Raw genomic sequence first — 13,506 nt, 5'->3', positions numbered from 1 at the left:
ACCCCCATGCGCGATCAAGAATCCGGCCGCGTCCCACCGGGCCGGCGGCTGAGCACCAAGGAGGCCGCGGAACTGCTCGGCGTGAAGGCGGAGACCGTGTACGCCTACGTGAGCCGGGGCCAGCTGAGCAGCTACCGCCCGCCCGGGGGCCGGGGCAGCACGTTCGACGCCGAGGAGGTGGAGGCACTCGCCCGCCGCAACCGGCGGGAGAGCGGCGGGAGTCCCGCCACCGGCACCGACATGGGCGTCCGCACCCGCATCACGCTGATCGAGTCGGACCGGTACTACTTCCGGGGCGTCGACGCGACCGAACTGGCCGCACGCCACAGCTACGAGGAGATCGCGGAGTGGCTGTGGACCGGGCAGCTGCGCCCCGGGATCACCTTCCACGCGCCCTTGGCCTCGGTCGCCGTCGCGCGGCGCGCGGTCGACTCCCTGCCCGAGCACAGCGGCCCCACAGACCGGCTGCGCGTCGCCGTGGCCGCCGCCGCCAGCACGGACCCGCTGCGCTTCGACCTGTCCGAGGACGCCGTTCTCGGCACCGCCCGCCTGCTGATTCCCACACTCGTCGCGGCCCTGCCGCCCCAACGCCGCACCCACCGCGACGAGGGCTCCCTGGCCCAGCGCCTCTGGAGACGGCTCAGCCCACGCGACCCGGACGAGGCCTCGCTGCGCGCCCTGGACACGGCGCTCGGCCTGCTCGTCGACCACGACCTGGCCGCCTCGACGCTCGCGGTGCGCGTCGCCGCGTCGGCCCGGGCACACGCCTACGCGGCCGTCTCCGCCGGGCTGGGCGTTCTCGAGGGCCCCCTGCACGGCGCGGCCAGCGGTCTCGCCCACCGGATGCTCGTCGAAGTGCTCGACCAGGGTGACCCGGCGCCCGTGGTCGCGGAGGAGCTGCGGGCCGGACGCCGTGTCCCGGGCCTCGGCCACCGGCTGTACCCGGGCGAGGACCCACGCGCGCGGGCGCTGTTCGCCGCGCTGGAGGAGATGCCGGACGCCGAGCCCGCCCTGGCCGCCGCCCGGGACGTCATGGCCACGGCCGCCCGGCACACCCCGCTGCACGCCAACGTCGACATGGCCCTCGCCGTGCTCACCGTCGCCGGAGGAATGCTTCCGGCAGCGGGGGAGACGATCTTCGCGGTGGCACGCACGGCGGGCTGGATCGCCCACGCCCTGGAGGAGTACGGCGAGCGCCCCTTGCGCATGCGCCCCAGCGGCCACTACGTGGGCCCTCGTCCGCCGCAACCCTTCCCGGGACAGGTCACCGGGGACGTCCGGAAGTCACCCTGGACGAAGTCAGGTTAGGCTCCCCTGTGTGAGTAGGTGTGCAACCGTCTCGCGGGACCTCGACGAGCCCGTTTCCGGAACCGCCGCGACCGCCAGGACCTGGCTCCTGGTGGAGCAGCCGGGTCCATGGGGCGCCAGGGCGCTCACTTCGAGCCACCTGGACCCCGCACTGGGCCGGGCGCTGGAAGCGGCCGCGAAGGACACGGGCGTCCGCATCGCGCTCATCCGCCGCCCCGGCCGCCACGCCGACTTCGGCCCGCCCGCCGTGCGCCATGTGTACGCGGCGCACACCATGCCCGGCAACGCGTGGCTGCACGCCGCCGTGACCGACGATCCGGCGCAGCTGCTCGACCTCGACTTCGCCGCCCTCGGCATGGGTGACCACCACACTTTCGACGCCGCGCTACAGGGCGGCGCCCACACCGGTGCCCCGCTCGCCCTCGTCTGCACCAACGGCAAACGCGACCGCTGCTGCGCCCTCCTGGGCCGCCCCCTGGCGAACGAGCTCGCCGCTTCCGGGATGAGCGGCAGCTGGGAGGTCACTCATTTGGGGGGTCATCGCTTCTCCCCGACGGTGCTGGTGCTGCCGCACGGCTACGCGTACGGCCGGGTGGAGGCCCACACCGTCAAGGACGTCCTGCACGGCGTCCAGGAAGGCCGAGTCCTCCTGGAGGGCTGCCGGGGCCGCTCGGCCTGGGAGCGGCCCGGTCAGGCGGCGGAACTGGCCGTGCGCACGGCCGCCGGCGAGTACGCGGCGGACGCGCTGAGCGTCGTACGGACCGAGAGCGCCGTACGGACGGACGGCGCGGCACCTCGCTGGGAGGTGACCGTCGCCCATGCGGACGGACGCCGTTGGCGCGTGCTCGTCGCCCAGGGTGCGTCCCTCCCCCCGCGCGAGGAGAACTGCGGTACGTCCGTCCTGGGCGCCCCGGCACGGATGGACGTGGTGGCGGTCCACGAACTCAGGCACACGGCACTCGCGGGCTGAGGCCGCCCCGGGCCCGGTCCACGGAGCCGATCACGTCCCGGCGCCGCAGGGCGGGCTCCGGCCAGCCCGCTCCACGTCAGCACCGCACCCCTCGACGGCTCCCCCGCTCCCCCACGTACCTTCGTGGGTATGAGCACCACTCCCCCCGCACGCCGTCTGCGCCTCGGTCTTCCCCGCCGGGTGTTCTCGCAGGTGCTGTTGATGCAGGTGGCGATCGCCGCGGGAGTCGCGGTGCTCGCGACCGGCCTGTTCCTCGCTCCCCTGGGCGACCAGCTGGACGACCAGGCGATGCGGCGCGCGCTGGCCATCGCGCAGACCACCGCGGCGCAGCCGCAGCTCGCCGAGCAGGTCCGCGGCACGCCCGCGACGGCCGACGGGCCGGTCCAGCGTGAGGCGGAGCGGATCCGGCGCGCCACGCAGGCGGAGTACGTGGTCGTGATGGACCACCGGGGCGTGCGGTGGTCGCACACCGAGCCCACGCAGATCGGCAGACACGTCTCCACGGACCCCAGTGACGCGCTCGCCGGCCAGGAAGTCATGGAGATCGACGAGGGCACCCTCGGCCGCTCCGCGCGCGGGAAGGTGCCGCTGCGGGACGGCGACGGGGAGATCGTCGGGGCGGTCTCGGTCGGCATCGCCTACGACAGTGTCCGCGCACTGCTGATCCACGCGATCCCGGAGCTGCTGGCGTACGCGGGCGGCGCCCTGGCCGCCGGTGCGCTGGCCGCCTGGCTGATCTCCCGGCGGGTCCAGCGGCAGACCCGGGACCTGGCGTTCTCCGACATCGCGGGGCTGCTCGCCGAGCGGGAGGCGATGCTGCACGGCATCCGGGAGGGCGTCGTCGCGCTGGACCGCACCGGCCGTGTCCGGCTGCTCAACGACGAGGCCCAGCGCCTCCTGGGCATCGGGCACGAGGCTGTGGGCAGCTCCCCGGACGAGGCGCTCGGCGAGGGGCGTACGGCCGACGTCCTGGCCGGCCGGGTGACCGGCACCGACCTGCTGACGGTGCGCGGCCGGCGCGTCCTGGTCGCCAACCGGATGCCCACCGGCGACGGCGGCGCCGTCGCCACCCTGCGCGACCGCACCGAACTGGAGCAGCTCGGCCGCGAGCTGGACTCGACACGGGGCCTGATCGACGCCCTGCGCGCGCAGGACCACGAGCACGCCAACCGGATGCACACGCTCCTCGGGCTGCTGGAGCTGGAGATGTACGACGACGCGGTCGAGTTCGTGGGTGAGGTGGTCGGCGACCACCGGGCGACCGCGGAGCAGGTCACCGAGAAGATCGGGGATCCGCTGCTCGCCGCGCTGCTGGTCGGCAAGTCGACCGTCGCTGCCGAGCGCGGCGTCGCCCTGCGCCTCTCGGGGCGTACGCGTCTTCCGGACCGGCTGGTCGACGCCCGGGGGCTGGTCACCGTCGTCGGCAACCTGGTGGACAACGCGCTGGACGCCGCCGCGGGCACGCCGCACGCGCGCGTGGAGGTCGAGCTGACCACGAAGGGCCGTACCGTCGTGCTCTCGGTACGGGACACCGGTCCCGGCATCCCGGTGGAGCTAGGAGAGTTGATCTTCACCGAGGGCTGGTCCACCAAGAAGCCGCCCGCGCACCGGGAGCGCGGTATCGGCCTCGCCACGGTGCGCAGACTGGCGGAGCGCCAGGGCGGATCCGCGGCGGTGGGTGAAGCAGCGGGTGGCGGCGCGGAGTTCACCGTAGTCCTGCCCGAGGCCCTGGCCGATCCGGGCGCGGAAGCGGCCCTCACGGTCCCTTCGGCCGAGCGGGCCACCGAGGAGGAGGCGTGATGATCGAGGTCCTGGTCGTGGACGACGACACCAGGGTCGCGCGCGTGAACGCCGCCTACGTCGAGAAGGTGCCGGGCTTCCGCGTGGCCGGGGAGGCGCACAGCGCTGTCGAGGCGCTCCGTCAGCTGGAGGCGCTGCCTCATGTGGACCTGGTGCTCATGGACCACTACCTGCCCGACGAGACGGGCCTGACGGTGGTGCGGGAGATGCGCCGGCGCGGCCATCAGACCGACGTGATCATGGTCACGGCGGCGCGCGACATCTCCACCGTGCAGGCGGCGATGCGGCAGGGCGCGTTGCAGTACCTCGTCAAGCCGTTCGCCTTCGCCGGCCTGCGCGCCAAGCTGGAGGCGTACGCCGAGCTGCGCCGGACCCTGGACGGCGGCGGCGAGGCGGAACAGGCTGAGGTGGACCGCATCTTCGGGGCGCTGTCCGCGACTTCGGAGCCGGACCTGCCCAAGGGGCACTCGCCCACCACCGCCGAGCTCGTACGCCAGTCCTTGATGAACGCGGAAGGCCCCCTGTCCGCCCAGGAGATCGCGGAACGGACCGGGGTGAGCCGGCAGACCGCTCAGCGCTATCTGAAGCTCCTGGAGCGCACAGGGCGGGCCACGCTGACCCTCAAGTACGGCGACGCGGGCCGCCCGGAGCACCGCTACGTGTGGGCGACCCGCACCTGAGGCGCGGGCGACCGGTGCCCGAGCCGGGGGCGACCACTGCCTGAGCCGCAGCGGCGTCCTGGGACCGCACCGCGCAGCCACACCCGATTCACGGCCAGGGCCGTGACGCAGCCGCACCCGGGTCGCGGCCGGTCCGCGTCCGCGCCCCCGCACAGCCCGTCACCCGGCCACACCCGAGTCCCGGCCCATGACCCGCCACACCCACAACACAGCCCGTCACCCGGCCGCGCCCACCGCACAAGCCCCTCACACGGCCAGGCCCGACGCAAGGCCCGTCAAGCGGCACCCGCCCCCGTCAGCGCCCGCACCTGCGTCTCCGCGTGCTTGGCGGCGTCCGGGGTCTCCGCCGACGTGACCGTGCCGAGCCAGCCCGCCAGGAAGCCCAGGGGGATCGAGACAAGGCCCGGGTTCTGCAACGGGAAGCACTGGAAGTCCACTCCGGGGAACAGTGATTCGGGGCTGCCCGACACCACGGGTGACAGCGCCACCAGCGCCACGGCCGGGATCAGCCCGCCGTAGACGGACCACACGGCACCGCGTGTGGTGAAGCCGCGCCAGAACAGCGAATAGAGCAGCACGGGCAGGTTGGCCGACGCGGCGACGGCGAAGGCGAGGCCCACCAGGAAGGCGACGTTGAGGTCGCGCGCGAGCAGCCCGAGGGCGATCGCGACGACGCCGACGCCGACCGCGGCGGCGCGTGCCACCCTCACCTCGCTGCGCGGCCCGGACCTCCGGCGCCGCAGGGACGCGTACAGGTCGTGCGCCACGGATGCCGAGGAGGCCAGGGTGATGCCCGCGACCACCGCGAGGATGGTGGCGAAGGCGATGGCGGCGACGACCGCGAAGAGAACCGTCCCACCCGTCGAGCCCGGCCCGCCGCCCAGGTCCAGGGCCAGCAGTGGGACCGCCGTGTTCCCGGCAGCGTTCGACGCCCGTACGGCGGCCGGCCCGACGATGGCCGCGGCGCCGAAACCGAGGACGATCGTCATCAGGTAGAAGCCGCCGATCAGCCCGATCGCCCACACCACCGAACGCCGCGCCGCCCGGGCGGTGGGCACGGTGTAGAACCGGGACAGGATGTGCGGCAGCCCGGCCGTCCCCAGCACCAGGGCGAGGCCGAGGCTGATGAAGTCGAAGCGGGCCGTCCAGTCCCCGCCGTACTTCAGTCCCGGCGCGAGGAACGCCTCGCCCTGGCCGCTGCGAGCGGCGGCGGTGCGCAGCAGCTGGTCGAAGTCGCCGTGGAAGCGCGTCAGGACGAGCACGGTCAGGGCGATCGCCCCGCCCATCAGCAGGACCGCCTTCACGATCTGAATCCATGTGGTGGCCCGCATCCCTCCCAGCGACACGTAGATCACCATCAGCGCGCCGACGCCGATGACCGTCCAGGACCGCGCGGCCTCGCTGGTCCCGCCCAGCAGCAGCGCGACCAGGCTGCCCGCACCCACCATCTGCGCCACCAGGTACAGAACGGACACGGTGACCGAGGAGGTTCCCGTCGCGATCCGGACCGGCCGTTCCCGCATCCGCGCGGCCACGACGTCCGCGAGCGTGAACCGGCCGCAGTTGCGGACCAGTTCGGCGACCAGCAGCAGCACGACGAGCCAGGCCACCAAAAAGCCCACCGAGTACAGCATCCCGTCGTATCCGAACAGCGCGATGAGCCCGGAGATGCCCAGGAAGGAGGCGGCCGACATGTAGTCGCCCGCGATGGCAAAACCATTCTCCATGGGCGTGAAGAGTCGTCCGCCGACGTAGAACTCCTCCGCCGACCCCTGGCGGTTGCGGCTCACCCAGGTCGTGATTCCGAGGGTGACGGCGACGAACCCGCTGAACAGCAGCAGGCCGAGCGTCTGATGATCGCCCGTCACAGCGCACCGCCGCGTGCGCCACGCGTCATTTCCTGGGTGTCCCAGCGCAGTTCGAGCGCGGCCCGGTCCCGGCGCCGCCGGGCGTGCCGCGCGTAGGCCCAGGTGAGCAGGAAGGTGGTGAGGAACTGCCCGAGCCCGGCGAGCATCGCCACGTTCACCGCGCCCACCACGGGCCGCGCCATCAACTCGTGCGCGGTCGTGGCGGCGACGACGTACGCCACGTACCAGACGAGGAAACCGGTCACCGCCGGGACCACGAACCTCAGGTAGCGGCCGCGCACCTCCTGGAAGGCCGCGCTGCGCTGCACCTCGAGGTAGACGTCGCCTGCGGACGGTGCCTCCGCGCGCGCGGTTGGCACCGGCGCGGGGGCACCGGCCGGCTCGCCCCAGCCGGAGGCCAGGGAGTCGTACCAGGGGTCGTCGTACTGCGCAGGGCGACCATTGCGTGAGGGCATGCCCAAGCATGGACAGAGCGGGAAGATCCCTGACTATTCTTCTTCCCGCTCTTCACCCCATCAGGTGATTCGGACCGCTGGTAGCCCGAGTCCTGCGCTATGCGTCGATGCGTGAGCGGTCCAGGGTCGCCGCCGAGTTGGAGATGAACTCCTTGCGCGGTGCGACGTCGTTGCCCATCAGGAGGTCGAAGACCTGCTCTGCGGCCTCCAGGTCGGCGAGGTTGATGCGGCGCAGGGTGCGGTGGCGCGGGTCCATGGTGGTCTCGGCCAGCTGGTCGGCGTCCATCTCACCCAGACCCTTGTAGCGCTGGATCGAGTCCTTGTAGCGAATGCCCTTGCTCTGGAACTCCATGAGCTTGTCGCGCAGCTCGCGGTCCGAGTACGTGTAGACGTACTTGTCCTGGCCCTTCTTGGGCTGGACGATCTCGACCCTGTGCAGCGGCGGCACCGCCGCGAACACCCGGCCGGCCTCGACCATGGGACGCATGTAGCGCTGGAAGAGCGTCAGGAGCAGGCAGCGGATGTGGGAACCGTCCACATCGGCGTCGGTCATCATGATGATCTTGCCGTAACGGGCCGCGTCGAGGTCGAAGGTCCGGCCCGAGCCCGCCCCTATGACCTGGATGATCGCGCCGCACTCGGCGTTCTTGAGCATGTCCGTCACGGACGACTTCTGGACGTTGAGGATTTTGCCGCGGATCGGAAGCAGCGCCTGGAACTCGGAGTTCCGGGCGAGCTTGGCGGTACCGAGCGCTGAGTCACCCTCGACGATGAACAGCTCGCTGCGGTCCACGTCGTCGCTGCGGCAGTCGGCGAGCTTGGCCGGCAGGGACGAGGACTCCAGGGCCGTCTTCCGGCGCTGCGCGTCCTTGTGCTGGCGGGCCGCGATGCGCGTACGGGCGGCGGCGACCGCCTTCTCCATGACGACCCGGGCCTGCGCCGCGGCGTCCCGCCTGGTGGACGTCAGGAACGCCTTGAGCTCCTTCGAGATCACGGTGTTCACGATGCGACGGGCCGCCGAGGTGCCGAGCACCTCCTTGGTCTGCCCCTCGAACTGCGGCTCGGCGAGGCGGACGGTGACGACCGCCGTGAGGCCCTCCAGGGCGTCGTCCTTGACGATGTCGTCCTCGGCGACCCGCAGCAGCTTCTTGGCGCGCAGCACCTCGTTGAGCGTGCTGGTCACGGCCGTCTCGAAGCCGGCGACGTGGGTGCCGCCCTTGGGGGTGGCGATGATGTTCACGAACGACCTCAGGGTCGTGTCGTACCCCGTGCCCCACCGCAGTGCGACATCGACGTCGAGTTGCCGCGTGACCTGGGTGGGGGTCATCTGCCCGTGGTCGTCCAGGACCGGGACGGTCTCCCTGAAGGTGCCCTGGCCGGTGAGCCGCAGCACGTCGCAGACGGGCTTGTCGGTGGCCAGGAACTCGCAGAACTCGCTGATGCCGCCGTCGAAGCGGAAGGACTCCTCGCCCTTGCTGCCGCCCTCGCCGAGGCCGTACTCGTCGCGGACGACGATGGTCAGGCCGGGGACGAGGAACGCGGTCTGGCGGGCGCGCTGGTGCAGGTTCTCCAGGGAGAGCTTGGCGTCCTTGAGGAAGATCTGGCGGTCCGCCCAGTACCGCACACGCGTGCCGTTGCGGGTCTTGGGGATCTTCTTGGCCTTGCGCAGGCCGCTCTTGGCCTCGAACTTCGCGTCCGGCCCCAGGGAGGCGAATGCGCCGGGCACACCGCGCCGGAAGCTGATCGCGTGGGTGTGGCCGCCGCGGTCGACCTCGACGTCCAGCCGGGCGGACAGGGCGTTCACGACGGAGGCGCCCACGCCGTGCAGACCGCCGGAGGCGGCGTACGAGCCGCCGCCGAACTTGCCGCCGGCGTGCAGCTTGGTCATGACGACCTCGACCCCGGACAGGCCGGTCTTGGGCTCGACGTCGACCGGGATGCCACGGCCGTTGTCGCGCACCTCCACCGAGCCGTCGTCGTGCAGGATCACCTCGATGTGGTCGCAGTACCCGCCCAGGGCCTCGTCCACGGAGTTGTCGATGATCTCCCACAGGCAGTGCATCAGGCCGCGGCTGTCCGTGGACCCGATGTACATGCCCGGGCGCTTGCGGACGGCCTCCAGCCCCTCCAGGACGAGCAGGTGCCGCGCGGTGTAGTTGGAACCGTCCCGGTCTGCTCCTGCCAGCAGCGCTGTGGACGGCACGGACGTTTCGGCGGTCACGCGGTTCGCTCCTCGCTGAATTTCATGTAGGGCCCATGGGGGTAAGGGCGCGGCTCCGGTAGCCGCTCAGAGGGTACCGAGGCCTGGTAGAGCCGTTGTAACGCCACCCTCGTCCGGAACTCAGACTAGTCCACGATCGCATACGTGTTCGATCCCTCGTTCGAGTGAAGCACATATCACGTTCCCTTCGAGGCATGAACCATTTAGGCTCCGGGCACGTCCTCATGAACAACCGGCAACCCGGCCGGGGAGGGCACCGACACCGACCGACTGCGCGAACCCGTAAGACACACAGACACGTACTACGGCACATTCGCCGCCAACCGGCAGCAGACAACCGCCTCGGAGATTTTTTTCGAGGATTAGCCACGAGCGGGAACGTTTTCGGGCTGGTTGGATGTTGACCCTGGTACGACAGCTCGTCGAGCTAGAGAAGAGGCGACGTGACTACTGTTCTGACCCCCGCGAGCCCGCTGACGGCCGCTGATCGCTGCGACCGCTGCGGCGCCCAGGCATACCTGCGCGTCGTCCTGCTCAGCGGCGGAGAGCTGCTCTTCTGCGCGCACCATGGCCGCAAGTTCGAGCCGGAACTCAAGAAGATCGCCGCTGAGATACAGGACGAGACGGAGCGGCTCACGGCCGTTCCCGCGACAGCTACGGAAGATGAGCGCTGACGCCTAGCGTCCACGACGAGCCCGGTCCAGACCGGTGAACGGGCGGCCGCCCCGCTCTCAGGGCGGCCGCCCGTCCTCGTCCTTTCGTATTCAGCGGTCCCGCCGGAACGCCTGTCTCCTGCCTCAGGCTCCCCGCCGGGAGCCCCGTTCAGGCTCCGTCACCGCCGTCAGCGACTCCCTTGGGGCCTCGCGGGTACCCCCCCCCGCGGCCCTCGCCCGGCGTGGCCTGTGATGCCTGCGCGGGGCGATCCCAGCCCAGCTTCCGGAGCAGGTCGGACACCCGCGTGTAGACACCCGGGCTGCCCGGCCGTCCGCAGCCGCTGCCCCACGACACCAGGCCGATCAGCCGCCCCTCGGCGACCAGCGGTCCTCCGCTGTCCCCCTGGCAGGCGTCCCGGCCCCCCACCCGCTGGCCCGCGCACACCATCGCGTCCGCGCGATAGGTGCCGTCGCTGCTTCCCGGATACGCGTCCTCGCACAGCGCGTCCGGCAGTACGCGCACGCGTGCGGCCCGCAAGGCGTACGGGTAGTCGCCGGCGCCGGTGACATCACCCCATCCGTAGACCGTGGCGTTCGTCTCGGCCGTGTACGCGGAGTCGCCCGCCGGGGCCATGGCGATCACCGCGCTCTCAGGGAGCGCCTCGGCGAGTGTGAGCACCGCGAAGTCGCCGGCGTTGCTGATGTTGTCGTACGCGGGATTCACCCATGTCTCGCGGACGGCAATCTCCTTGCCCTCGTCCGAGCGCAGGTCCGTACGGCCCGCGATGACCTTGAGGTCGCGCACCTGGCCCGGCGGCCTCCCCAGGACGTCCTCGCCCAGACAGTGCGCCGCGGTGAGGACGGTGGTACGGCCCACCGCCACCGCGCCGCAGAACTGCCCCGAGCGCGTACCTCCGAACCGGTCACGGCTGGACAGCGCGACCGTGTAGGGACTGTCACGGGAATCGACGGGGAAACCGCCGACGACTATGCCGTCCGAGGCGGCGGGGACTGCTGTGGCCAGCGGTATCGCGGTCGCCGCGGCCGCCAGAACCAGCGACCGGGCCAACGCCCGTACAAAGGGTCGGCGCATGACTGCTCCTCACTCTGGGAGTCTTGTGAGACACCCAGAGTGATTCAGCCCGCCACAGCTCGCACCCGCTCAGCGGACCCGGCCAACTCAGCCCACTCAACCCACTCGGCCCGCCCAGCCGACACGGCCGCCCGCTGAGCCCACTCGGCCCACCCTGCGCAGCGCGAAGGCCCGGCACCCCTTCGGGCGGCCGGGCCTTGGCGTCGTACGGGTGACGCCGCGGGCATCGCGGCAACAAGGCCGGGACGCCGGACGTCGTACGGACGACCTAGTCGAGGTAGTCGCGCAGCACCTGGGAACGCGACGGGTGACGCAGCTTCGACATGGTCTTGGACTCGATCTGACGGATGCGCTCGCGCGTGACGCCGTACACCTTGCCGATCTCGTCGAGGGTCTTCGGCTGACCGTCGGTGAGACCGAAACGCATGGAGACGACGCCTGCCTCACGCTCGGACAGGGTGTCGAGGACGGAGTGCAGCTGCTCCTGCAGGAGCGTGAAGCTGACCGCGTCGGCCGGGACGACGGCCTCGGAGTCCTCGATGAGGTCACCGAACTCGCTGTCGCCGTCCTCGCCCAGCGGGGTGTGCAGGGAGATCGGCTCGCGGCCGTACTTCTGGACCTCGATGACCTTCTCCGGGGTCATGTCGAGCTCCTTGGCAAGCTCCTCCGGGGTGGGCTCGCGGCCCAGGTCCTGGAGCATCTGGCGCTGCACGCGCGCGAGCTTGTTGATGACCTCGACCATGTGCACCGGGATACGGATGGTGCGGGCCTGGTCGGCCATCGCGCGGGTGATCGCCTGACGGATCCACCAGGTGGCGTACGTGGAGAACTTGTAGCCCTTGGTGTAGTCGAACTTCTCGACCGCGCGGATCAGACCGAGGTTGCCCTCCTGGATCAGGTCCAGGAAGAGCATGCCGCGGCCGGTGTAGCGCTTGGCCAGGGAGACCACCAGACGGAGGTTGGCCTCCAGCAGGTGGTTCTTGGCGCGGCGGCCGTCCTCGGCGATGATCTCCAGCTCGCGCTTGAGCTTCGGCGCCAGCTTGTCGGCGTTGGCCAGCTTGTCCTCGGCGAACAGACCTGCCTCGATGCGCTTGGCCAGCTCCACCTCCTGCTCGGCGTTGAGCAGGGGGACCTTGCCGATCTGCTTCAGATAGTCCTTGACCGGGTCGGCGGTGGCGCCGGCCGCGGCGACCTGCTGAGCGGGCGCGTCGTCCTCGTCCTCGTCGGAGAGCACGAACCCGGCGTTCTCGGTGCCCTCGGGCTCCTCCGTGGCTCCCTTGGGCTCCTCCAGCACCTCCTCTCCGAGGAGCTCGGCATCGTCCTTCTTGGCATCGGTGGACTTCTTCGGCGCGGCCGTCTTCTTGGCCGCGACGGTCTTCTTCGCGGTCGCCTTCTTGGCGGCCGTCTTCTTGGCAGCGGCCTTCTTCTCGGGTGCGGCCTCCTCGGCCGGATCGTCGACGGCGGGCGCGGCCGGTGCAGCCGTGGTCGTGGAGGCCTTACGGGCGGCCACGGTCTTCGCTGCGACCGTCTTGGTGGCGGTGCGCTTGGCCGGACTCTTCGCTGCGACGCTCTTGCGGGTGCGCTTGGGTTCTGCGGCACTGACCATCAGCGTCACACCCTCTTCCTCGAGGATCTGGTTGAGGCTGCGCAGTACGTTCTTCCACTGAGTGGCCGGAATCTGGTCAGCTTCGAAGGCCCGACGCACGTCATCGCCGGCGATCTGCCCCTCAGCCTTTCCCCGCTCGATGAGCGCCATGACAGAGACGGACTCGGCGATCTCCGGCGGGAGCGTACGGGATGTGCTGGCCGACACGAACAACCTCTCGGAACGTTGGAAAACGACTTCCGGCCCCGTCCACGGCGGACTGGAGCCGACCGCCGGCTTGGGGATGGGCCGACGGCGCGGGCAGGGGCCGGGAAGAATCACAACGCCTTGCATGGCGTCCGTGTTCCCTTCTCGGCTGTCACCTCTTAGGTCATCGCGCTGTTTCCACGAGCGTTACGCCCAATCTGCGTGGTCCGAGTCACACCCCGTAACCGCTCAAAAACGGCCAGACACGGGCAGAGGTGGTCACGGAAGGCTTGGAGGCGTGCCACTCAGATGCTCCCATCGGTCCGCCGTCGGCGCCGACCGGCCATGGGCGCGGTCCGTGACCGGTCCGTCGCTGTTCCCGTCCGTCGTCGGCCGGTCCGTGGCCGGTCGGCGCCGACTCGGCCGCCGCTCGCCCGGCGGCAACCATGCCGCCATCGGTACGGCGTCGGCCCTGACGCCATTGCCCCTGCTCGGCACGCCACAGGGCCGCCGTCGGTCTGCTCGGCGCTCCGTCCACCGCAGTCCACGCGCCTCGCCACCGGCCTGACCGCCGACCTGCCGTCTGCGTGCCCCTCGGCCGTGGCGTCGTCGGACCCCGCAGATCGGGAGGGAACCTGCGGGGTCCGAAGGACGACGAACGGCCGG

Annotated in this window: 10 protein-coding genes; 5 read left to right on the top strand and 5 right to left on the bottom strand. The window is 71.2% G+C overall.

Annotation, left to right across the window (positions count from 1 at the left end; translation table 11 throughout):
• Nucleotides 1–6 precede the first annotated feature (6 nt).
• The 4 genes from ACGF8A_RS22715 (at nucleotide 7) to ACGF8A_RS22700 (ending at nucleotide 4,758) form a co-directional block, all read left to right on the top strand.
• Entirely contained in the window at nucleotides 7–1,308 is a 1,302-nt protein-coding gene (locus ACGF8A_RS22715) for a citrate synthase (protein WP_393110917.1), read from the top strand.
• A gap of 10 nt (nucleotides 1,309–1,318) precedes the next feature.
• Nucleotides 1,319–2,278, top strand: coding sequence for a sucrase ferredoxin (locus ACGF8A_RS22710; protein WP_393110915.1), 960 nt, complete (start codon nucleotides 1,319–1,321; stop codon nucleotides 2,276–2,278).
• A gap of 129 nt (nucleotides 2,279–2,407) precedes the next feature.
• Nucleotides 2,408–4,078 (top strand): ATP-binding protein, encoded by a 1,671-nt coding sequence (locus ACGF8A_RS22705; RefSeq protein ID WP_393110913.1) that lies wholly within the window; start codon nucleotides 2,408–2,410, stop codon nucleotides 4,076–4,078.
• A complete protein-coding gene (locus tag ACGF8A_RS22700) occupies nucleotides 4,078–4,758 on the top strand; it encodes a response regulator (protein WP_393111008.1) in 681 nt (226 codons plus the stop codon). Before ACGF8A_RS22705 ends, ACGF8A_RS22700 begins: the two co-directional genes overlap by 1 nt.
• A 275-nt stretch (nucleotides 4,759–5,033) precedes the next feature.
• On the opposite strand, the gene ACGF8A_RS22695 is transcribed toward ACGF8A_RS22700, so the two are convergent.
• The 3 genes from ACGF8A_RS22695 to ACGF8A_RS22685 form a co-directional block, all read right to left on the bottom strand.
• On the bottom strand, nucleotides 5,034–6,626 hold the full coding sequence (locus tag ACGF8A_RS22695; protein ID WP_393110911.1) for a cation acetate symporter: 1,593 nt from the start codon (nucleotides 6,624–6,626) through the stop codon (nucleotides 5,034–5,036).
• Nucleotides 6,623–7,081 (bottom strand): DUF485 domain-containing protein, encoded by a 459-nt coding sequence (locus ACGF8A_RS22690; protein WP_393110909.1) that lies wholly within the window; start codon nucleotides 7,079–7,081, stop codon nucleotides 6,623–6,625. The genes ACGF8A_RS22695 and ACGF8A_RS22690 overlap by 4 nt, the downstream gene beginning before the upstream one ends.
• Before the next feature lie 97 nt (nucleotides 7,082–7,178).
• Complete coding sequence (locus tag ACGF8A_RS22685; RefSeq protein ID WP_393110907.1) at nucleotides 7,179–9,302, bottom strand: type IIA DNA topoisomerase subunit B; 2,124 nt, start codon at nucleotides 9,300–9,302, stop codon at nucleotides 7,179–7,181.
• Nucleotides 9,303–9,745: 443 nt separating this feature from the next.
• Here ACGF8A_RS22685 and ACGF8A_RS22680 point away from each other — a divergent pair, with 443 nt between their 5' ends.
• Nucleotides 9,746–9,976, top strand: coding sequence for a hypothetical protein (locus tag ACGF8A_RS22680; RefSeq protein WP_393110905.1), 231 nt, complete (start codon nucleotides 9,746–9,748; stop codon nucleotides 9,974–9,976).
• 148 nt (nucleotides 9,977–10,124) lie between these two features.
• On the opposite strand, the gene ACGF8A_RS22675 is transcribed toward ACGF8A_RS22680, so the two are convergent.
• Together ACGF8A_RS22675 and ACGF8A_RS22670 are read right to left on the bottom strand one after the other, a co-directional pair.
• On the bottom strand, nucleotides 10,125–11,048 hold the full coding sequence (locus ACGF8A_RS22675) for a serine protease (RefSeq protein WP_393110903.1): 924 nt from the start codon (nucleotides 11,046–11,048) through the stop codon (nucleotides 10,125–10,127).
• 268 nt (nucleotides 11,049–11,316) lie between these two features.
• The gene (locus ACGF8A_RS22670) at nucleotides 11,317–12,861 is read right to left on the bottom strand and encodes an RNA polymerase sigma factor (RefSeq protein ID WP_393110901.1); all 1,545 of its coding nucleotides are present in this window, start codon (nucleotides 12,859–12,861) and stop codon (nucleotides 11,317–11,319) included.
• Nucleotides 12,862–13,506 lie beyond the last annotated feature (645 nt).

It is taken from the genome of Streptomyces sp. NPDC047706, from assembly GCF_043204795.1.
GTDB lineage: Bacteria > Actinomycetota > Actinomycetes > Streptomycetales > Streptomycetaceae > Streptomyces.
This window is presented reverse-complemented; position numbering and strand designations above follow the sequence as displayed.